This is a genomic window from Bacillus sp. ISL-55 (assembly GCF_018613155.1).
Taxonomy (GTDB): domain Bacteria; phylum Bacillota; class Bacilli; order Bacillales; family Cytobacillaceae; genus Mesobacillus.
In genome coordinates this window covers 1-20,083 of record NZ_JAGGQU010000052.1, presented here as the reverse complement: position 1 = coordinate 20,083, position 20,083 = coordinate 1, and the positions used below count along the sequence as shown (strand labels likewise).

Annotated in this window: 22 protein-coding genes and 1 tRNA gene; 6 read left to right on the top strand and 17 right to left on the bottom strand. The window is 41.3% G+C overall.

The genetic code is table 11. The features are described 5' to 3' along the window. Positions 1-27: 27 nt before the first annotated feature. The 7 genes from J7E32_RS20940 to J7E32_RS20915 all read right to left on the bottom strand — a co-directional run bounded on the left by J7E32_RS20940 (position 28) and on the right by J7E32_RS20915 (position 6,546). Positions 28-798, bottom strand: a complete 771-nt coding sequence (locus J7E32_RS20940) for an alpha/beta fold hydrolase (RefSeq protein ID WP_353654089.1) — start codon at positions 796-798, stop codon at positions 28-30. A 244-nt stretch (positions 799-1,042) separates the two neighbouring features. Beyond that, positions 1,043-1,126 carry a putative holin-like toxin gene (locus tag J7E32_RS23225; RefSeq protein ID WP_353654090.1) on the bottom strand — a complete coding sequence of 28 codons (84 nt, stop codon included), beginning with the start codon at positions 1,124-1,126 and terminating at the stop codon, positions 1,043-1,045. A gap of 165 nt (positions 1,127-1,291) precedes the next feature. Further along, complete coding sequence (locus J7E32_RS20935; RefSeq protein WP_214911404.1) at positions 1,292-2,092, bottom strand: DUF2935 domain-containing protein; 801 nt, start codon at positions 2,090-2,092, stop codon at positions 1,292-1,294. A gap of 110 nt (positions 2,093-2,202) precedes the next feature. Continuing rightward, complete coding sequence (locus J7E32_RS20930; RefSeq protein ID WP_214911402.1) at positions 2,203-4,062, bottom strand: PTS fructose transporter subunit IIABC; 1,860 nt, start codon at positions 4,060-4,062, stop codon at positions 2,203-2,205. A 15-nt stretch (positions 4,063-4,077) separates the two neighbouring features. Next, positions 4,078-4,989, bottom strand: coding sequence for a 1-phosphofructokinase (gene pfkB / locus J7E32_RS20925; protein ID WP_214911400.1), 912 nt, complete (start codon positions 4,987-4,989; stop codon positions 4,078-4,080). Beyond that, positions 4,986-5,738 carry a DeoR/GlpR family DNA-binding transcription regulator gene (locus tag J7E32_RS20920; RefSeq protein WP_214911398.1) on the bottom strand — a complete coding sequence of 251 codons (753 nt, stop codon included), beginning with the start codon at positions 5,736-5,738 and terminating at the stop codon, positions 4,986-4,988. The genes pfkB and J7E32_RS20920 overlap by 4 nt, the downstream gene beginning before the upstream one ends. Positions 5,739-5,913: 175 nt before the next feature. Beyond that, the gene (locus tag J7E32_RS20915) at positions 5,914-6,546 is read right to left on the bottom strand and encodes a LysE family transporter (protein WP_214911396.1); all 633 of its coding nucleotides are present in this window, start codon (positions 6,544-6,546) and stop codon (positions 5,914-5,916) included. 159 nt (positions 6,547-6,705) lie between these two features. On the opposite strand from J7E32_RS20915, the gene J7E32_RS20910 reads away from it, so the two are divergent. Beyond that, positions 6,706-6,789, top strand: a tRNA-Leu gene (locus J7E32_RS20910). A 182-nt stretch (positions 6,790-6,971) separates the two neighbouring features. Here the strand turns inward: J7E32_RS20910 and J7E32_RS20905 are convergent. Continuing rightward, a complete protein-coding gene (locus J7E32_RS20905) occupies positions 6,972-7,178 on the bottom strand; it encodes a cold-shock protein (protein ID WP_214911394.1) in 207 nt (68 codons plus the stop codon). Positions 7,179-7,605: 427 nt separating this feature from the next. Between J7E32_RS20905 and J7E32_RS20900 the strand changes: the two genes are divergently transcribed. Then, on the top strand, positions 7,606-8,226 hold the full coding sequence (locus J7E32_RS20900) for a LysE family transporter (protein WP_214911392.1): 621 nt from the start codon (positions 7,606-7,608) through the stop codon (positions 8,224-8,226). 1,060 nt (positions 8,227-9,286) lie between these two features. After that, positions 9,287-9,598: a DUF6509 family protein gene (locus J7E32_RS20895; protein ID WP_214911391.1), complete on the top strand. Its 312-nt coding sequence runs from the start codon at positions 9,287-9,289 to the stop codon at positions 9,596-9,598. A 37-nt stretch (positions 9,599-9,635) separates the two neighbouring features. On the opposite strand, the gene J7E32_RS20890 is transcribed toward J7E32_RS20895, so the two are convergent. From J7E32_RS20890 to ku, 5 genes are all read right to left on the bottom strand, one after another. Then, positions 9,636-10,031 carry a cytosolic protein gene (locus J7E32_RS20890; RefSeq protein ID WP_214911389.1) on the bottom strand — a complete coding sequence of 132 codons (396 nt, stop codon included), beginning with the start codon at positions 10,029-10,031 and terminating at the stop codon, positions 9,636-9,638. 39 nt (positions 10,032-10,070) lie between these two features. Further along, on the bottom strand, positions 10,071-10,568 hold the full coding sequence (locus J7E32_RS20885; protein ID WP_214911387.1) for a metallophosphoesterase family protein: 498 nt from the start codon (positions 10,566-10,568) through the stop codon (positions 10,071-10,073). A gap of 56 nt (positions 10,569-10,624) precedes the next feature. Next, the gene (locus J7E32_RS20880; protein WP_214911386.1) at positions 10,625-11,158 is read right to left on the bottom strand and encodes a hypothetical protein; all 534 of its coding nucleotides are present in this window, start codon (positions 11,156-11,158) and stop codon (positions 10,625-10,627) included. 251 nt (positions 11,159-11,409) lie between these two features. Then, positions 11,410-12,291 carry an NAD-dependent epimerase/dehydratase family protein gene (locus J7E32_RS20875; RefSeq protein WP_214911384.1) on the bottom strand — a complete coding sequence of 294 codons (882 nt, stop codon included), beginning with the start codon at positions 12,289-12,291 and terminating at the stop codon, positions 11,410-11,412. A 130-nt stretch (positions 12,292-12,421) separates the two neighbouring features. Continuing rightward, a complete protein-coding gene (ku, locus tag J7E32_RS20870; protein ID WP_214911382.1) occupies positions 12,422-13,279 on the bottom strand; it encodes a non-homologous end joining protein Ku in 858 nt (285 codons plus the stop codon). Between the two features lie 137 nt (positions 13,280-13,416). Between ku and J7E32_RS20865 the strand changes: the two genes are divergently transcribed. Then, positions 13,417-15,249 carry a DNA ligase D gene (locus tag J7E32_RS20865; protein WP_214911478.1) on the top strand — a complete coding sequence of 611 codons (1,833 nt, stop codon included), beginning with the start codon at positions 13,417-13,419 and terminating at the stop codon, positions 15,247-15,249. 25 nt (positions 15,250-15,274) lie between these two features. Here the strand turns inward: J7E32_RS20865 and dapF are convergent, their stop codons facing one another. Next, the gene (gene dapF / locus J7E32_RS20860) at positions 15,275-16,255 is read right to left on the bottom strand and encodes a diaminopimelate epimerase (RefSeq protein WP_214911380.1); all 981 of its coding nucleotides are present in this window, start codon (positions 16,253-16,255) and stop codon (positions 15,275-15,277) included. An 88-nt stretch (positions 16,256-16,343) separates the two neighbouring features. Here dapF and J7E32_RS20855 point away from each other — a divergent pair, with 88 nt between their 5' ends. Then, positions 16,344-16,820, top strand: coding sequence for a hypothetical protein (locus tag J7E32_RS20855; protein ID WP_214911378.1), 477 nt, complete (start codon positions 16,344-16,346; stop codon positions 16,818-16,820). Here J7E32_RS20855 and J7E32_RS20850 read toward each other — a convergent pair. The 3 genes from J7E32_RS20850 to J7E32_RS20840 form a co-directional block, all read right to left on the bottom strand. Continuing rightward, complete coding sequence (locus tag J7E32_RS20850; RefSeq protein ID WP_214911376.1) at positions 16,783-17,112, bottom strand: four-helix bundle copper-binding protein; 330 nt, start codon at positions 17,110-17,112, stop codon at positions 16,783-16,785. The genes J7E32_RS20855 and J7E32_RS20850 overlap by 38 nt on opposite strands. Before the next feature lie 87 nt (positions 17,113-17,199). Then, complete coding sequence (locus tag J7E32_RS20845) at positions 17,200-17,991, bottom strand: hypothetical protein (RefSeq protein WP_214911374.1); 792 nt, start codon at positions 17,989-17,991, stop codon at positions 17,200-17,202. Between the two features lie 127 nt (positions 17,992-18,118). Next, positions 18,119-19,507 carry a S8 family peptidase gene (locus tag J7E32_RS20840; protein ID WP_214911372.1) on the bottom strand — a complete coding sequence of 463 codons (1,389 nt, stop codon included), beginning with the start codon at positions 19,505-19,507 and terminating at the stop codon, positions 18,119-18,121. A gap of 343 nt (positions 19,508-19,850) precedes the next feature. On the opposite strand from J7E32_RS20840, the gene J7E32_RS20835 reads away from it, so the two are divergent. Then, positions 19,851-20,036 (top strand): hypothetical protein, encoded by a 186-nt coding sequence (locus tag J7E32_RS20835; RefSeq protein WP_214911370.1) that lies wholly within the window; start codon positions 19,851-19,853, stop codon positions 20,034-20,036. Positions 20,037-20,083 lie beyond the last annotated feature (47 nt).

Genomic DNA, 20,083 nt, shown 5'->3' with positions numbered 1-20,083 from the left:
GCATTGTCTAACTGAACAATGCGTTTTTCAAGGACAGTCTGATTGCATTTCCATAAACTGTTCAATTTTAGCGTTAAACTCCTGCCATTTCTTAACAGGAACTTGATGTGAGACTTTTGGAATAATGGCTTTTTGAAAATGTCCCAACTCTCTTTCATAGGCCCTTATGTGCTGGTTGATGAAATCTCTCGAACCATAAATAAGCAGCAAAGGAACTTTTAAATTTTTCAGTCTTCTGCTGCAAGAGTAATTCAATGATTCGTTGTAAAAGTGGAACCATGTATTCAAATCTGTTTTCAACATATGTTCAATGAGTTCAGTCCTGTAAATTTTATCAAAGGTATGTGCAGTTGCAATCACCTTTGCAAGGGTTTCAGGGGAATGTTTAACGAAATACATTCCCATCAAATGCTCATATTTCAATGCGGGTGATTGTACTTCTGCAAAGCCTCCGGAAAGGATAAGCGATTTAGTTCTTTCCGGGTATGTCAGGGAAAATTCCTGTGCGATGCTGCCTCCGGAGGAATAGCCGCACAATGTGACTTTTTCCATTCCTATAGAATCGACCAGCCTCAAAACTTCTTCGGCATACTTTTGGATTGTAACCTTTTCTAGTACAGCTGTGGAATCACCATGACCGCTTAAGTCAGGAAGGATGAGTCTATATCGTTGGCCCAGTGGCCTTTGAAAATGAAACACCTTCCTTCCCATTCCCGGTGGGTGCAAAAAGATAATTGGACTTCCTTGCCCAATCTCTTCGTAAAAGAGATCACCATACTCTAAACTGCATAAAGTCACTTCCCATTCACTCCCTATGCATGGATTAACATAACTTCCTCAGTATAACCAAATGGCAAAACATCTCATGCATAAAGGTGCTTATAATCGTGACTTTACCAGTCCTGTATGGTATCCTTGTATTGTATATTTGTACAGAATGACTGCCGGTGTTGGCCCACCGACAGTCTCCGCAATAGCCGTTCCCTTAGAAGATCGGCAAATAAGCAGATGGACCTCTCACTGTATTACGGTTATGAGAGGTCTATTTTTTTTGGCTTAACGTCAGGAGTGCGAGGATAAGACTGGCAAAAGAAAACATTGCCATAAAGCTCTCGAATACTGTCATAGGCATCACCCCCTTCCTCTGGGGCTAGCCGATCAACCTGGAGGTTTGACTATTGCTTCTAAAGTATACCATAATCTTGTCCAAAACGAGAACATATGTTCTTTATAAAACGAAATTAGGGCTAAGATACTAGATGAATCAGGACTCATCCAGTATCCGCCGTGTTCAGTTTGTCTTCAATCTAGGCTTGCCAGGATCACAGTCCGGCATATTCAGCGAGGCGGCTTCTGCAACTTTAGAAATATAATAGCACTCTTCCCTGAACATATGATCAGCCATCAGCGGTGCAAAGCTTCCCAATGCCTGTTCAGTTAACTCCAGCTCCTTTAACTCATCAAGAAATTTCATGAACAGCTGAATTTCCAATGATACTTCTTGATTCATTCTTTGCAAAGCTGGAAAGGAAGTTAAATTCGTTCTCAAGTAACCAGTCATCTCGACTGCTTTTAAATAGAAATCCTCAAAATGCTTCATGTATTTCTCACTTTTTGTCTTCAGGCGCTTTTCAACCTGATCGAGGTTACTTTGAATAGCACCAGCATGGCCTGCCGCATCAAGCAGCCAGACAGTATGATGGTGTAATTCGTGGAACACCGGCGGCACTTCACCCCTTTTAAGATACTCAAGAACTCTGATATATTCCTCAACCTCATTGACCATATGGTTGATAAAAGTTGGGCCAAAATGAATTTTCACATTGCCAGTCAGCATTTTTTCTATTAGGTCCAGCTTAAATTGCCTGATTTTCTTCGCTTCTTCGTCCGCTCTCATGCTCAAATGAATGAGATCAGTTGTTTCCACCCTTTGCAGCAGCCTGTCAAAAGTATTAATAAAGTACTTTGCCGTTTCTATTTCCTCCTGCTCTACAGGTACCAGCGCCTCATGCAGGAATCTCCCGTGGTCACCAAGAACCTGTAGCCAAAAACGGTGCTCATACAAGGCAGCAGCTTTGTAATCCCTCTCCATCCCTTCTCCTCCTTTGAAATTCACCTCACATAAGCATATTAAGGAAGGAGGAGGGAATATTCTCATATGTACAAAAAGACCTGCAGAATGAACCCTGCAGGTCTTTCGCTTTATCTGGCAACTGGTTTCTTCAAAATTCCAAGCAAAATTGCTGTGACAACAGAACCGATGAGAATTGAAGCAAGGTATAACAGCCATCCTCCTTCAACGAGCGGTACTACGAACAATCCGCCGTGTGGGGCTCTCAGTCCAATGTTAAACATCATCGTCAATCCGCCGGCAACAGCTGATCCAGCCATTACTGAAGGAATAACTCGCAGTGGATCTGCTGCTGCGAATGGAATAGCACCTTCAGTGATGAAAGAAAGCCCCATAATATAGTTAGCCTTTCCAGCATCCTGGTCTTCCTTGGTAAACTTCTTTTTAAAGAAAGTTGTCGCAAGCGCAATACCAAGCGGAGGCACCATACCTGCTGCCATAATCGCAGCCATTGGCTCATATACACCATTTGCAAGCAAGCCAGTTCCAAATACATAGGCTGCTTTATTAACTGGACCGCCCATGTCAAATGCCATCATTAATCCCAAAACAATTCCAAGCACTACAGCATTCCCAGTTCCTAATCCAGAAAGCCAGTCTGTGATTGCCTGATTCAGGGCACCGACTGGTTTGTTTACCAAGAACAACATGATGAATCCTGTTGAAGCAATACCGAACAATGGATACAAGAGAATGGTCTTGATTCCCTCAAGTGAAGCAGGAAGTCCTGCGAATAATTTCTTCAATCCCAACACTAGATAGCCAGCGAGGAATCCGGCAACCAAACCTCCGAGGAATCCACCACCGCCAGTTGCAGCAAGCAATCCACCGACCATACCTGGAGCGAAACCTGGTCTGTCAGCAATACTTAATGCAATGAAACCTGCAAGAATTGGCACTAGTAATCCAAACGCACCGCTTCCTCCGCCTATGTCCATCAACGCTTTGGCAATTGGGTGATAAGATGGATCATCTGGATTAAAGGCGTTATAGCCGAACATAAAGGAAATAGCAATTAAGATACCGCCCCCGACAACGAAAGGAAGCATATTCGATACACCATTCATCAGATGCTTATAGACTCCGCCCCGGCTTTCTTTCTTTTCTGCAGCTGCATTGCCTGATGCCTTGTAGAGTGGAGCATCCTTTTTGACAGCCCTTTCAATCAGGTCCTTTGGCTTGCGGATTCCGTCTGCAACAGGTACATCAATTAATGGCTTTCCGGCAAATCTGTCCATATCAACCTTTGTATCAGCAGCAATGATGACTGCTTCAGCGTTTTCAATGTCTTCTTGTGTCAGGACATTCTTTGCCCCTCCAGAGCCATTCGTTTCCACCTTGATATCAACGCCCATTTCAGCCGCTTTCGCTTTTAATGAATCAGCAGCCATATATGTGTGAGCTATTCCAGTAGGGCATGCAGTTACTGCTACAATGAATTTTTTATTGTTCCGTTCAATCTTCTCTTCGGTTTCTTCCTGATCGTAGCTATTAATGATTCCAATGACATCATTAGCTGTTTTTGCCTCAAGCAGTTTTTTACGGGCATCGGCATTCATCAAAATGGAGGAAAGTCGTGCAAGTGCTTCAAGATGAGTGTTGTTTGCGCCTTCAGGTGCTGCAATCATGAAGAACAGGTGTGCAGGCTGTCCGTCCAACGATTCATAATCGACTCCAGCCTCTGACCGTCCAAATACAATTGCCGCATCCTTCACGACTGAAGTTTTCGCGTGCGGAATAGCAATCCCATCCCCTACGCCTGTGGTGCTTTGTTGTTCACGTTTTAGGATCGCTTCTTCAAAAGCATTTCGGTCTGTAATTTTCCCCGCCCGCTCTAGCACTCCTACGAGCTCATTCACTGCATCTTGCTTTGATGCAGCACTCATGGATAACAGAATCGTCTCTTTAGTTAGTAGTTCTGTAATTCTCATGGTTTCTCCCCCTTACTAGGCTTTTTGTATTTTTACTTCCAGAAGAAGTTGTTCAACTTTATCAGGTGTACATAATCCGATTGAAAACGCTGTTGCACTTCCAGATGCAACACTATAGCGGAATGCTTCTTTTCGATCTCCAGTTTTTAGATACTGGGCCACGAAACCAGCAACCATTGAATCCCCGGCACCTACTGAGCTTTTGACTTCACCTTGAGGAACATCGGCTTTATAGGCCTCGTTTTCATTGATATAGACGGCACCTTTCTCAGCCAATGAGACAATGACATTTTTAGCACCTGCTTCAACTAGTTTTTTCCCATAAAAAATGGCCTCGTCAGTACTAGTGATTTGCTTGTTGAACAACTGTCCCAATTCATGGTGATTTGGCTTGATCAGGAATGGCCTGTAATCAAGAATGCTTTTTAGCAAGTCACCTTCAGCGTCTACGATTACTTCTGCCCCACTCTTCTTGCAGATTTGGACAATTTCTTTATAGATCGATTCTGGCATGCTGGAGGGAATGCTTCCAGCAAGGATCAGAAAATCGCCATTTCCAAGCAGCATGATCTGCTTCTTCAATGACTCCATTGCCATTGTTGAGATTTCAGGACCGCGGGCATTTATTTCTGTTTCTGCTGCGGCCTTAAGCTTAACGTTAATACGGGTATCACCTTCGACATTGACAAATCTTGTTTGTACGCCTTCCCGGTTAAGAAACTCCTCGACATACTTGCCGGTGAAGCCTCCAATAAAACCAGTTGCACTGCTTTCAACTCCAAGGGAACGAAGGACCCTTGAAACATTAATCCCTTTGCCGCCGGGAAGCTTTGTTTCATTTGAACTTCTATTCAAACTGCCTAGCTGGATTTCATCTGCTTCAACGATGTAATCAACTGATGGATTAAGAGTCAGAGTGTATATCATGATGTCACAACCTTTATTGAAGTTTTGCTCGTATATTGACCTTTATGATCTTCATCAATTGTATTGGTGATGATCGTCGCTTCATGCAAGTCTGCTATTTTCGCGAATGTAATCTCCGAAAACTTGCTGTCATCAGCAAGCACAAACGATTCTCGAGATAAAGCCATCGCTTTTTGCTTGATCATTGCTTCTTCCTGGTCTGGTGTCGTATACCCTGAATGAGGATGGATACCATTCACTCCGAGGAAGCATTTATCAAAGCGATACTGTTCAAGACTTGCCAAAGCTCCCCTTCCGATGATCGCGTTCGTTTTTGGCTTGGCATATCCGCCAATCACATATGTTTCTATATCTCTTTCAAGCAGCTGCGGTAAATGCATGAGACCATTGGTGACCACCACAATATTTTTAACATGAAGAGAACTGATCATCTCAAAAACAGTCGATCCGGCATCAAGATAAATACTGTCACCTTCCTCGACAAGACTTGCAGCATATTGAGAGATTTGCTTTTTTTCTTGAAGGTTTTTGGTGGATTTTTCAATCATGCTTGGCTCCTGGAGTTTCCCCCTCAACCTGGCTGCTCCCCCATGCACTCTTTTGAGGAACTTCCCTTCTTCAAGGATTGTCAGGTCGCGGCGAATGGTTGATTCCGAAGCTTCAGTGAGATCAACTATTTCCTGTATTTTTACTATTGGCTTTTCTTTAATCATTTGTAAGATGAGCTGGTGGCGCTCAGGTGTTAACATGAGCCATTCCTCCTATTTGCTTCGTATTTTCATCATAATGTAATCGATTTCAAATATCAATCATTTTCTTTCAAAAACAATCAATTTTAATCAAAAATAAAGATTTTATGAATGTTTTTGACCGTTATCAGAAAATAAAAAAACCTCCAAAACGGAGGTTCAGCTAATAGTATCTCTATAGTATTAAGGCTTTGATGCCCTGGTATCCAAAATATATTCCAAAACCAAGCAAAGAGAGGCCAGACAATATTGAAATAGCCCTCAAACTGCCATAATTCAAAAATCTCCTGAAGCCGGTCGTGATTGCCGCGACAAAAATATCCCACAGTGCCAAGCCAAGAAAAATCATACTGCTATAAATCAAAAGATCTGTACGTCCATAGTTGCTGGCGGTTTTTGCAAGTACCGAACCATAGATACCCAACCAGAAAAGGATTGATAAAGGACTGCTGATCGACATGATAAATCCCGTAAGGAAACATTTGAACATCGATTCTTTACCACGGCTGAAAGCTAGATCAATATTATTCGCCTTTACAATACATTCAATTCCAGAGTAGATGAGGACGAATCCGCCAAATAACCATAGAAATATCTGAATGATAGGCATGTCCAAAAAATTCACAAGACCTAAATAGATTAACAGCATAAAAATAGCATCGGCGATCATTGAGCCTGTCCCTACAATCCAGGCATGCCAAAAACCATTTTTAATCCCCTTATCCAGCCTGGCTGAATTTACCGGACCAATCGGGGCTGCCAATGTTAATCCAAGGAATATATAACTGACTAGTAAACTGACACTCAAGACCTCATCCCCCACCACACAAAAACTTTGTACATTGTATGTGTGGGAATCCAATCCTAATACAACCTGTCCAATTTTTTAAAAATCATATTATCTTAAGTGAGTGAAATTTTATAATTGTATTCAATAGTTTATGTGCTATAATTCTTATATAAATACGCGGGTGTGGCGGAATCGGCAGACGCGCTAGATTCAGGTTCTAGTGGTGGCAACACCGTGGAGGTTCAAGTCCTCTCATCCGCATACAGAAAAGGTGCCTATACAATGGGCACTTTTTTTGTTTATTAAAAACTTTGTTGTAGTAAACTTTACGCTTAATTTCTTATGAGGCCTATGGCACAGAACTTCCATGCCCGCGGCAAACAACCTTTCAAAAAAGCAAAAAAACAGCCTGGAAATTCAACCAGACTGTTTTTACCTTATGATTATCCAATTAAATTCTGGCTGTGGTTGTTAACCACTTCAAGAACCTTAATTGTCTGCTCCATATCACTTTGACAAATTGGGCAAGCGGGGACATTGCTGCTTTTAAAGTTGTCGCGAACCCAGCATTTGCAATCATCAGAAGTACATACCCATACTTTCGTTTCAGCGGTTACGATCTCTTCAGGCGGTTTTCTTCCAAATGCCATTTCCTCACGCTCCTATAGGTTTAGTTATGGTCCTTTTCGATTTAGTAGCCCCTACATATAATCAAGTTGATTGTCAGCATCACTTGAAAAAATGCAGGCAACAAAATAATCAAAAGACCTTATCATCGTTCGATTGATAAAAAGATTCATTTATTATAAAAAGCTGGCAAATGAAACTTTTTATAATAAATGAATGATCCGAAAGTTGATATCTATTCCATTTTACCACACTTTCTTATTTTTACCAAAAGAGACACTCCGGTAGTGCCGGAGCAACAGTTACTAGTATATTCTTCAGCTTCAAAATTTATTAAAACTGCCTAAAAAAAATATTTACTTTATACAAAAATAGGTTGTACACCTTCAGATGTCTGAATAGAAATAGTACAAGCAAATTACGCTTTAACTATTGGAGGTATTTTTAAAAGTGAATGTCTTCTTAGGCTATATTATTCTTGGATTATCACTCGCCGCCCCGATTGGGCCCGTAAATGCCGCGCAGATGGATAAAGGAATCAAGAGCGGCTTTTTCCAGGCGTGGCTTCTTGGTCTAGGCGCTCTCACGGCAGATATTATCTACATGCTGACTGTTTATCTTGGAGTGGTTAATTTTCTTGAGACCCCGTTCATGCAATCTTTTCTCTGGCTGTTTGGATTCTTTGTGTTGATGTATACAGGAATAGAAACCATCATGAACTCCGGGAAAATCGTCATGGATAATCGAAGTGAGAATTCCACTTTCAAGTCTTTTTTATCCGGGTTTATCATGTCCATTTCCAACCCGCTTACCATTTTATTTTGGCTGGGAATTTACGGATCAGTGCTTGCCAAGACTGCTTCCTCGTCCAGCACCGGAGAACTTGTCATATACAGCTTAGGTATCATACTGGGGCTTGTTCTCTGGGATATCATTATGGCCGCTATTTCCAGCAGCTTCCGAAAGCTTCTTACAACAAGGTTACTGACTTTCATTTCTCTTATATCCGGACTTTCATTAATTGGCTTTGCTCTGTTTTTTGGCTATCAGGCACTGAAGCTGTTTCTTTGAATAAGAGTACACTCTGGTGTTGGAGCGTCACATTTCCGGAAGGTGTCTTATTAATAGCGGATTTTTGACAGCTTTGAGCTCTTCAGCTTGAAACCTGTCACAATAACGGCGGATTCTTGACAGCTTTGACCTCTAACACCTGAAACCTGTCATAATAATCACGTTTTCTTGACAGCTTTGGGCTCTAACACCTGAAACCCGTCATAATAATCACGTTTTCTTGACAGCTTTGGGCTCTACCACCTGAAACCTGTCACAATAATCATGTTTTCTTGACAGCTTTGGGCTCCACAACCTGAAACCTGTCACAATAATCACGTTTTCTTGACAGCTTTGAGCTCTAACACCTGAAACCTGTCATAATAATCACGTTTTCTTGACAGCTTTGAGCTCTAACACCTAAAACCTGTCATAATAATCACGTTTTCTTGACAGCTTTGGGCTCTGTCACCTTAAACCTTTCACAATAATCAAGTTTTCTTGACAGCTTTGGGCTCTTCAGCCTGAAACCTGTCACAATAATCACGTTTTCTTGACAGCTTTGGGCTCTTCAGCCTGAAACCTGTCACAATAATCACGTTTTCTTGACAGCTTTGGACTCTGCCACCTGAAACCTGTCATAATAACGGCGGATTCTTGACAGCTTTGTGCTCTGACACCTGAAACCTGTCACAATAACCATGTTTTCTTGACAGCTTAGGGGTCTACCACCTGAAACCTTTCACAATAATAATCGATTCTTTCCAGCATTGCCCTCAAATCAAAAAGCTGTTTAAACAACACTGGATTTTCTTTGTTTATAATTGCAGATGTGGTATTGGTCTCTATCCCAGCGCATGCAACGGAACATATAAAGACCAGTTATATTCTCAGTTTCTGCCCTAGTTCTCTAAAAAATAGATATGTTCCTGGTTTCAATTTCTACATACTTCCCCGTTTTCATTAAGTCCTGAAAAGCTGCTCTCTATCCTGCATTCTTTCGCTTCACGGCGAATTTCTTGATTGTTTTTGATGTTTTCGATATATAATAGAGGTGACAAAATTAAAAGGATGAGCATTCATGAATATTACCGGACATACTGTCGAACTCCTTGAAGATCCATTCGGACTTCTTACAGGGAACAGATATGAATACTTTTTAAATATTGAGGTTGACGAGGAGGACGAGCTCTATACTGAAAAAGGTCTGCTTTTGAAGGTTCTTTTCCTCGTAAACGGCGATGAGAGACGGATTCTGCAGAGCTACTTCATTGAACAGGAAACGGAAAAGGTTCTCGATTTTGAACTTGAGGATGATGAAGTGGCACAAGCAAAGAACTATTGTGAGGAAAACTTGCCTGCTGAGGATGAAACGGTTGAGGATGCCAATTAAAAAAGAGCAGAATTTCTGCTCTTTTTTCAATTTGATTTTATACTTCGACTGACTTACCTTCCTCAACGATATGAAAAAGGAGGTGAGCAAGGTGTTGTACAGGACCAAGTTCACCTGCATCTTCATTAAGTTCTTCAGTAAATTCCAGATCATTCAAATATAATGCTGAAAATTCATAGAAATCCTTTAGTTCGAATCCGTAGCAATTCGATGGCTCTTCATTCTGGTCCTCATACTGAAGCATCAAATAATATTCTTTTCCATCTTTATCTTCTGCATCAAAAAAGACAAAAAACCCTATATTCGTATCTAAATCAAATAAATGACGTGTTCCGCCTTCAGTAGCCTGGTCATAATCTCCACTGCTCAATTTCTGTATCTTCATTGTTTCCACCTGGTCTTCTGCGTGAAACTTCACTTCAAAGGTTTTCATTATTGTATAACACTCCTGTCTTCAATTTCATATGTTGATTTAAATCTTATCTTTAAAAAAGATATGCTCTGCCCTAATTTCCTCTCCGACTGTCAGGATACCATAAGAGAATTCCTGCTGTCTTCTTTTATCAGTCGGTGAGCCGGGATTAAAAACTATTACGCCATTGATTTCCTTTAGGACGGGAATATGTGAATGGCCATAAATAATACAATCGACCTCGTCATCCTCGAATGTTTCCAGTGCCCTTTTTTCGGTAGTTTTCCCGGTGCCGTGTCCATGGACAATACCTATATGAAAATCGCCAGCTCGGAATAATGCTTTCGTTTTGAACAGACTTTTGAGTTCAGGGCCATCCACATTTCCGGTAACCCCAATAACGGGTCCATACTGTTTAAGCTGATTATATAGTTCCTCGGTCTGCCAATCGCCAGCATGAATTATGTAATCGCAATCTTCCAAATCAAGGAGCAGCCTCTCAGGTAACTTCTTTGCCTTCTTCGGCATATGAGTGTCAGAAATGACAACGATTTTCACGGCTGCCCACTCCCTTCGCCTGCTTTTCTTTGTTATGTTACCCTGGTGGAAATGGATTAACCATTCTCAGGGTCTTTATATTTAGTCACATTAAAATAATCACTCGTCCTATTATAACTGTTAAACTCAATATCAAGGTCATGAAAATATCGGTGAAGCTGAAGTAATATCTTCTTATCTTTTTTCCCATCTACAATAGTCTTAGAGTAATTTAAAATCGAATCAAAATCAGTTTGGAGTGCAGTATTGTCTGTTTCGACAGTTACCAGAACAGACAGGATTTCAGAAGCGATCTCCCTTTGCTCTTCCCAATCAACAGAATCTATTCTGCCCCAGCCGAGAGTATCGTTATATTTAGTATGAAATTCACTAATGAAACTGCCAACTGTTGAATAGTTTTCCTGTTCAGACTCTTCCTGGAACACAGCGACAGTCTGACCTCCGTTTTTAAGATTGCTTGAACCACTTTTTCCCCCGACTTCTTGAAGACTACCCGTCTCCCACATTGAATAGCCGATATATAAACCAAAAGCCAGCAAAAACAGACTTGCAGGTAAAATCATAAGTTTCCATTTGCTTTTCTTTTCCATCTGCCTGCCCCCCCGTTAAAAACTTATCGTTCTTACACCGCAAATAAATCTAGTCTTAATATTATTTGACAGCCAGCACCCAAAAACCTTTTATTTTTTCCTTTCAAGCCTCCAATTCTTCCATAAATATCCTAAAAAGAAATTAACAGTGAGGAGAAATAAATATGTCTTCCCATTCAGTAAGGTACACAGCAGAATAAAAAAAACCAGGTGTACGGGATATCAGCACCTGGTTTTACCATTTAGTCATTTTATTGAAGATAATACTTAACCAACTGATCCAGCAATTTATTCAAATCGGTGAATTTATAGCCAAGCCCTTCTGCAAGGGAAGTGTCAATCGACCAGGACCCAGGCAATGCATAAGGTGAGACAGTACCGCTTGTGTTGCTGTTCTCCACAACAGCTTCTTTATTGGCCAGCAAAGTGATTTTATCGACCAATTCTCGTAAACTAATATCTCCTGCCGATCCTGGATTGATTGGCCCTTCAAAGGTTGATTTCCCAATTTCCAACAAAAAGCTTGCCGCTTCATCAGCATGTATGAAGCTGTAGCGGAAATCAGGGTTTGGAATGCCTATTGGCTCACCCGCAAGGATTTTATCAAAATGAAATTTCAAGCGCTCTGTGTAATCATCTTCAGAGACGACAATCGGGAATCGGACTGAAACAACATCAAAATAACCAAGCTGGTGAAATACCGCTTCAGAAGCTCTTTTTGCCTCTTTGTATCCTTCATATCCTGGGTACTCTTGTCTGCTTTTGTATGTAAATTTGTATGTATACGGATCAAAGTTTTCTTCTGCATGGAGCGTACCAAACTCATACACAGCCTGAGTAGAAGTGAAAATATAGCGACCCGCTTTTCCCTTCAACACCTCTGCAGTATCCCTCGCCTCAATTGGTGAAAAACAGGATTGGTCATACACCAGATCCCATTCTTTATCTTCGAAGGCTGCTGCCATCGTCTCTTTCTTTTCACGATCAACCACAAGACGCTTCACTTTTTCACCGAAGTGATCACTTTTACTTCCTCTTGTGGCTATCGTTACTTCATCGCCATTTTCTATCAGCTTTTGGACCAGCTTTTTCCCGAAATACTGGGTTCCACCAAGCACAAGAACTCTCCTCATAAAAAAATCCCCCTTTTACTATAATGACTTATTCTTCTTTGATTTGTGATTTTCCTTTAAAGTGTACTGCAGAAATTGAAAAACCGGCCTCAATACAGGGGGGCCGGTTCGGTCATAACAGGTGCTTTCTTTATGCTTGTTTCTTTTCCTTTGCCTTTGGTTTCGCGGCAGTTTTTTTCTTCTTTGCTGCTGGAGCTGTCTCTTTCTTCTTTTCTGGCTTCGTACGGTCTATGGAGGCCTGAAGTGCAGCCATAAGATCTGTAACATTGGAAACAGGTTCTTTTTCTGTAGGAGTGACAAGTTCTTTACCGGTACGCTTTGCTTCAATCAGCTCTAATAATGCTGTACGATAATCATCCTTGTATTTCTCTGGTTCAAACTCAGTTGTCAACTGATCGATAAGCATGATCGCGGTGTCCAGTTCCTTTTCCGTAACCTTATCTTCTTCCGGTACATTCGGCACATCTACAGCATTTCTTACCTCATCGGGGAAATGGATCGTTTCCATTACGAGTGTATTGTTATAGACTCTAACTACTGCGAGCTGCTCTTTTGCCCTTATGATTATTTTGGCAATACCAACCTTTTGCGATTCCTCCAAAGCCTTCCTGAGAAGAGAATATGCTTTGCCGCCACCCTCGTTTGGGGACATAAAATAGCTCCGCTGAAAGTAAATTGGATCGATTTCATTAATTTTTACAAAATCGATAATTTCCACGGCTTTATCTTCGTTTTCCTTCCTCAATGCTTCAAGGTCTTCCTCTTCAAGGACAACAAACTTTCCTTTCGTATATTCATAAGCCTTCACGATGTCTTCGTTTTTTACTTCAACATCACACACAGGACATGTCTTCTCATATTTAATTGGTGAGTGGCACTCTTTATGAAGGGTACGCAGTTTAATATCTCTATCCTCAGTCGCAGCATGAAGCTTGATTGGGATATTGACGAGCCCAAAGCTGATGCTCCCTTTCCAAATTGTATGCATTACGTTCTCCACCTTATCGTTTTATTACTAATGTGCTTAAGAATGGATTTATCATGCATTAAAACATTTGCCAGCGTACTAGTTTGAGCTTAAACAGGAACAATATAAATACGACTGGTGAAAGGATGGCGAAAATGCTGAAACCAATGCTCCCTACACTTGCGTTCGAACCGCCACAAGGGGATGAATGGCGTTATGAAATAAAATTTGATGGCTTCCGAGCCCTGTTGACTTGGGATCAGGAAATTGAACTGACAAGCCGGAATGGGAAACCGCTGCTTCCGCTGTTTCCGGAATTATCTGAGTTCCTGGCTGCCAAAAAGGAAAAGTTCCAGCCATATCTCCCTCTGACATTGGACGCAGAGCTCGTTTACATGGAGAATCCATATAAGGCGAATTTTGGCGCGATCCAAATCAGGGGAAGAATGAGGTCTCAGGGAAAAATAAAAGCAGAAGGAGATAGGAATCCATGCAGGCTGATGGTGTTCGATCTTTTGAGGATAGAAGGAAAAAGTATAGCATCTGCAGGTTACAAAGACAGGCGGAAAAAACTTCAATCCCTTTTTTCCGAGATTGGTCTCCCACTCTCTCCCGACCACCAAAACCCGGACTTGGTACAACTTGTCCCAAGTGAAACGGATTTGAAAGGCTTATGGGAAAACGTCGTTATCTACGATGGTGAAGGTATAATTGCCAAACAACACAATAGCAAATGGGAGGAAGGCAAACGGACGGAAGCATGGATTAAGACAAAAAACTGGAAATTTGTCTCCTGCTTTGTGACGGCATATGAGAAATCCAATGGATACTTTTATATCTCCGTTTATAAAGACTCAAGTATTCACCAAATCGGTCTTGTGATTTTCGGCTTTAAGCCAGAAGAAAAAAATGCTCTTCATCAGATTATCAAGCAAAATAAAAGTGGCGAAAACGACCAATTCATCTATGTAGAACCAGGCATATGCCTTGATGTTAAATACTTAGAAATCTATGAGGAGCAGCTTCGTGAGCCTCATTTCCATCAATTCCGGTTCGATTTAAGTCCAGATTCATGTACGTATGAAAAATTCGTATTCCAACAGAAGAATCTGCCACTCGATATTGAAATCACCCATCCAGACAAGCCAATTTGGGAAGAACCGCCGATTCAAAAGGTTGATTACATTCATTATTTAAGGGAGATTTCTCCCTATATGTTACCTTTTCTGAAAGACCGGCTATTAACAGTGATTCGCTATCCTCACGGCATGTTTGGCGAAGCCTTTTACCAAAAAAACGTTCCCGATTATGCACCAGACTTCGTCGAAACTTCGAAATCTGAAGGAATTGAGTATATAGTCTGCAATAATATGAAAACCTTGCTTTGGCTCGGGAATCAAATCGCCATTGAATTTCATATCCCCTTCCAAACAATTAACAGCAAAGGGCCAGATGAAATTGTCTTTGATCTGGATCCACCATCAAGGGATCACTTCCATTTGGCGATTAAAGCTGCTCTTTATATTAAAGAGGTATTGGATGAATTAAAACTGATCAGCTTTATAAAAACCTCTGGAAATAAAGGACTGCAGGTGTATATCCCGCTCCCGGATAATACTTATAGCTATGATGATACCAAATTGTTCACCGCCTTTATCGCGAACTATCTTGTTTCAAAAGACTCAGAATCGTTCACGATTGAGCGATTGAAGAAAAACAGGGGCGGCCGACTATATGTTGATTACATCCAGCATGCTGAAGGCAAGACAATTGTCAGTCCCTATTCAGCCCGCGGTAAGTCACATGCAGGTGTAGCCACTCCGCTATTCTGGGAGGAAGTGGACGATAAGTTAAATATTGAGGATTTTCATTTAGGATCAATTATCCAGCGCGTGCAGAAGTTAGGCTGTCCGTTCAGGACGTACTTTACTGCAAAAGAAGAGCAGAATTTCGAACCGGTGTTGAATGTTTTAAAGACAAAAAAATCCTGAGGAAGTTCCTCAGGATTTTCTTCGTTTAAAATTTACTTAGATACTTTTTAGCATGCTCCTGCAACTTGCTGTACAGGATATCTTCGTTAAAATCTTCCTGTTCCAGGATTTCCTCAAGTAAACCCTCTTGTGAAAAATCAACTTCAATTTGAGCCGAGTATACAAAAGTAGCATTGCCGATCAAATCGATTGTATAAGTCTCCTCCTCTTTACGGACAGCGCATTGAACCATCCCGCCATTATTGTACACATTTATTGGCTGGTCAATTTCATTCTCCCCCATCAGGCATGTGACAAGAGTGGATGCTGACATCGCTGTTCCACAAGCATTCGTATAGCCTACTCCTCGTTCATAAGTTCTCACATAGATACTCCCTTTTTCAAGGAGCCTGATAAAGCTGACATTGACTCCGTCAGGAAATAAATCATTAGGATTATTTACCATTTCACTCAATCTGGTCTGCAAATCGGATTCCAATTGCTCTTTACTGACTACAGCCGCCAAATGAGGATTAGGGACTGCGAGTGCTGAAAACGTCAATTCCTCAGACAACTGCGGAATCTTCTCCTGAATCAGTGTTTCCTGGTCAAGATTTAACGGCAAATCCCTTAGTTTAAAAGTTACAGGGGAAATTTCCACCTGGTAAGTTGGAATATCAATGAAAATCTCCTCATGCTTCTTCACCTTGAGGTTTGCTTTCATCGTTTCAATCACGGCTTCCTCGACGCCAAGCTTTTCGCAGACATAACGTCCTGCACAGCGAAGGCCATTGCCGCACATCGAAGCCTCTGTACCGTCAGAATTAAAAATTCGATATTGTGCATCTGCAACCTTGCTTGAACGGATGAACAAGATGCCATCTGCACCCAGTGATGATTCCCTGTCACAAAGCATCAATGCAAGATCACGCCTTTTAAAATCATCAAATTTATAATTCCGGTCCGTTTCATCTATCAATAGAAAGTCATTATTTGAACCATGACATTTAATCAAATCGATTATCATTTTAACGCCCCCAAAATACTTCGTTATATTACAAGATGCCATAAATATTGGAATTGTTCAATACGGAAGGTAATATGGGGTAAAATTCGTGTTATTTTTTACGATTTCCTTTTTCCTTTTTCCTTTTTCAGGCGATTTCGGGGCAATGCAAGCCTCCTGCTTTTACCCTTTTTCTTTTTCCAGACGAGTTTGGGGTAATGCAGTGCTTCTGCTTTTACCCTTTTTCTTTTTCCAGACGAGTTTGGGGCAATGCAAGCTTTCTGTTTTTACCCTTTTTCCTTTTTCAAGCGATTTCGGGGCAATGCAGCGCTTCTGCTTTTACCCTTTTTCTTTTTTCAGACGAGTTTGGGGCAATGCAAGCCTTCTGCTTTTACCCTTTTTCTTTTTTCAGTCGAGTTTGAGGCAATGCAAGCTTTCTGCTTTTACCCTTTTTCTTTTTCAGTCGAGTTTGAGGCAATGCAGTGCTTCTACTTTTACCTTTATATATATAAAAAGAACCAGCTTTTGGTTTGCTGGTTCTCCTGTTATTAAGATGCCATTTTTCTGCATTCTTCTGCGCATTTAAAGCAGGCTTCGGCACATTTTTGGCAATGTTCATGGTCATGCTTTTTGCATTCATTGCCGCAAGCTTCACAGATTTCCGCACACAAGCCGCAAATCTGGTTCACAAAGTGGCTGTTTGTCTGCATCGCGGTTACTGCCATGCCGCAGATTTCAGCACATTCCCTGTCCATTCTGATGCATTCTGCCATCATTTTCACATTTTCTTCTTTCAAACAGGAATCAAAACAAACATTACAGGCTTCAATACATTCTAAGCACGCATGGATACAATCCTGATATTGTTGGTTTACCATGTCCCAACCTCCTTCTAGTTTCTATTATTTGTTAACCTCTTTGAATCGGAGATAAACAAAATTTTCGGAAGTGGAGCAATTTTCAAATTAATGATCGTAATACATATAAAGGCTTGCAAGAGCAGCAAATACTGCCAACCGTTCTGCCTTTCCCATTGTATAGTCGAACGTTAACACAGGGGTATTGGCTTCTTTGAAAAACCTTGTCCACTCCAATGGCATCCAGCCTTTTCGCAGCGTGGCGGCCGTATTGCCGTCTTCTCGGACAAGTTTAAAATCACGAATCGAGCCTGGTGTCTTATCAATTTTCAACTTTCTTCCACCATCTAAGATAACTGAACCAATTGTCTCTTTGTCTCTCTTTTTCTCTAAAAATATACCAATAATATCTTTTTGCTCATTCAGTATTTTAAATCTATAACGCTCCTGTTTTAGCATTCCTTGAAGTTTTCCTTTGGAATCATAGATTCCAAATTCTTTCATGATTCTTTTATCTAAAAAATAAGGGATAAGCCAGCGGTAGCTTCTAGTCCTGAGTTCTCTTAATTCGCCAGCCAGCATTCCGTCCGGAGTAAAAAATAGTAGTCGTACTGCTGGTGCAGGAGCAAAAGCGATAAGCAGGTGATTTTGCTTTAAAATTTGTTTATCATCATATCGATGAAATGCTTCCGCACTCTCTTCTGATTTGTTTTTATATAAAATAAAGCGATTGTAATGGAGGAAAACTAAAAACAAGAATGGTACTGCCACCAGGAACAGAGGTATATTCCAGGAAAACAGCAGGCTTGCCGCCAAAATCATCGTAAGAAGACCCGCTGATATAATAGAACCGTTTAAACTGATATAGGCTGTCTGCTGGTAATATTGCTGAATACTCATATCTATTATCTCCTTGGGGAAAATCTACTTCGTCATTCTAAGTCTATTAATCAAAGAGCCCAATCATTCTACCTTTTTTCAACATAAAAACCGGACTGGAAAGTTCCTGTCCGGTTTTGCATTGAATTTATTTCAATTTCAGTGCATTTACTGCATTGATCAGACCATGCCCACTTTGCTCGTCATAACCCGGCTTGAATAAATCTTCAGCAGAGTTCTGGATGATCGCCTTGACTTGAGCAGGAGTAAGCTTATCCTTGCCGTGCTTAGCGATGACAACACCTGCAAGTGCGGCAGTTTTTGGCGCTGCCATTGAAGTTCCGCCTTTATAGCCATATGCGTGACCAATAACCTCTTTATTATCATTAAAAACCGGAACTGTGCTCAAAGCTAGGTAGCTATTATCTCTTCCCTCACCTGTTGAAGGATCATAGTTCGGTCCAAGATCGCCGCCCGGCGCCATTACGTCAATTTTACCTACGCCATAGTTAGAGTAAAATGCAAGATTCTTTAAAGCACCGCCAGCAGAAACTCTAATCATTGTCTGGCTGCTAGGACTCCTGTGAGTTGCACCACCATCATCCCCTGATAATTTTCCCGGACTGCTAATATCCACTGCATTGTTACCAGCAGAACCGACAACCGTTACACCCTTCTTGATTGCGTACTGGATTGCACGGTTGAATAACTGAACGTCTGCTACAATATCTTTCGTTGCGTATGCTGGGTCCTGGAACCAGTCATATCCGCCAAGGGACATATTTACAACGTCTACATTATCATCTGCTGCTGCCATTAGTGCATCAGCAATATGCGAAGTTGCTGCACCGCCAGATGGACCGAATACTCTGTATGAGGCCACTTTCAGATCCGGCCCTACTCCCAGGGCTCTTCCATTCGCTGCAATTGAACCAGCAACGTGCGTACCGTGGCTGTTCTGGTCAATCGGATCATCATAACCAGGTACGAATGACTTACCGCCAACGTAATTTTCTTTTAAATCTGGATGATTGTAATCAATGCCTGTATCAATAACACCGACCACAATATCCTCGCCATCTACAGACAAACCAGTTCCTCCTGGCAATTTCCAGGACTCACCATCGTTGGTTACCTGTTTAATATCCCACATAAAATTATTGTAAATATCAGCTCCATCAGCTAGGTCATCAACAGCCACTGTCTCTCCATCAATCGTCTGTTCCGGATAAACAGTATTTTCTACACCAGCTTCTAAAACTAGAGATGACTTCTTTACTTCCTTCAAAAAGTTGGTATTTTTTGAGCTAACCTCTACAGCACCAAGCTTGTCTAATTTATCTTCCACTTGGCCGCCGGCTTTTTTGATCGCATCCGCGTAACCTGCTGGAAGTCCCTGCTGGTCTTTAAAGATGACCAGGTATGTATTTTCTGTATTTGTTTCTGCTTCCCCTTTTGTAACGCCTGCATTAAAAATGGTAGCCGCTCCCAGAAGAACAGCGAGTGTTCCTGCATAAAGCTTTTTTCTTGTCGACATATTACCCCTCCTTTTATCTTAATTTTCATTATATTCAAAAACTACACTTTAGCAATATAATGAATTCGACAGTCAAATCCAGTCTTTATCCAGAAAAATAGGTCTAAATTATTATTCAAATGAATTTGACAAAGATAAAAATCCATAGAAATATGTTAAAAGAATCATTTTTTCTTTATCGTTTTCGAAATATTTCGACAAAACATCAGTGAAAAACAGTTCTTCCTCCCTAGGAACAAAAAGCGCAAGCGCCTCGTTCAGCCCCGACAAGCGCTGCCCGCCTGAAACGCCACATCGTGTGGCTGGCGGGTCTAGCACGTCGTGTGCCTCGGAGGGCCGCCCAATGAAGTCGTTCTTTGACTTCAATGGGCGGCTCGAAATCGAAAAGTATAGCCGACTGCCCAGAAACGCAGAAACTGGAGACTCCGACAAAGAAGCGCTTTTTGCTTCTGCCGGCGGAGTTGAAGTTTCGGAGTTTCTAGGAGGCGACACAAAACATGCGACTCGAGGGGCTAGGCGCTGGAGCTAGACACATATCGAAGTAAACATGAAAAATTTAAATGGAGATTTAGACCT

Bases quoted from the DNA above. Each gene is read 5' to 3' on its own strand.
- J7E32_RS20905 (WP_214911394.1), bottom strand. From the start codon at position 7,178: ATGGCATTTGGAAGAAAACCGCCTGAAGAGATCGTAACCGCTGAAACG.
- J7E32_RS20845 (WP_214911374.1), bottom strand. From the start codon at position 17,991: ATGAGTATTCAGCAATATTACCAGCAGACAGCCTATATCAGTTTAAAC.
- J7E32_RS20920 (WP_214911398.1), bottom strand. From the start codon at position 5,738: ATGTTAACACCTGAGCGCCACCAGCTCATCTTACAAATGATTAAAGAA.
- J7E32_RS20835 (WP_214911370.1), top strand. From the start codon at position 19,851: ATGAAGTCGTTCTTTGACTTCAATGGGCGGCTCGAAATCGAAAAGTAT.
- J7E32_RS20875 (WP_214911384.1), bottom strand. From the start codon at position 12,291: ATGAGGAGAGTTCTTGTGCTTGGTGGAACCCAGTATTTCGGGAAAAAG.
- J7E32_RS20850 (WP_214911376.1), bottom strand. From the start codon at position 17,112: ATGGTAAACCAACAATATCAGGATTGTATCCATGCGTGCTTAGAATGT.
- J7E32_RS23225 (WP_353654090.1), bottom strand. From the start codon at position 1,126: ATGACAGTATTCGAGAGCTTTATGGCAATGTTTTCTTTTGCCAGTCTT.
- dapF (WP_214911380.1), bottom strand. From the start codon at position 16,255: ATGATAATCGATTTGATTAAATGTCATGGTTCAAATAATGACTTTCTA.
- J7E32_RS20890 (WP_214911389.1), bottom strand. From the start codon at position 10,031: ATGAAAACCTTTGAAGTGAAGTTTCACGCAGAAGACCAGGTGGAAACA.
- J7E32_RS20930 (WP_214911402.1), bottom strand. From the start codon at position 4,062: ATGAGAATTACAGAACTACTAACTAAAGAGACGATTCTGTTATCCATG.
- ku (WP_214911382.1), bottom strand. From the start codon at position 13,279: ATGCATACAATTTGGAAAGGGAGCATCAGCTTTGGGCTCGTCAATATC.
- pfkB (WP_214911400.1), bottom strand. From the start codon at position 4,989: ATGATATACACTCTGACTCTTAATCCATCAGTTGATTACATCGTTGAA.
- J7E32_RS20895 (WP_214911391.1), top strand. From the start codon at position 9,287: ATGAATATTACCGGACATACTGTCGAACTCCTTGAAGATCCATTCGGA.
- J7E32_RS20880 (WP_214911386.1), bottom strand. From the start codon at position 11,158: ATGGAAAAGAAAAGCAAATGGAAACTTATGATTTTACCTGCAAGTCTG.
- J7E32_RS20935 (WP_214911404.1), bottom strand. From the start codon at position 2,092: ATGGAGAGGGATTACAAAGCTGCTGCCTTGTATGAGCACCGTTTTTGG.
- J7E32_RS20840 (WP_214911372.1), bottom strand. From the start codon at position 19,507: ATGTCGACAAGAAAAAAGCTTTATGCAGGAACACTCGCTGTTCTTCTG.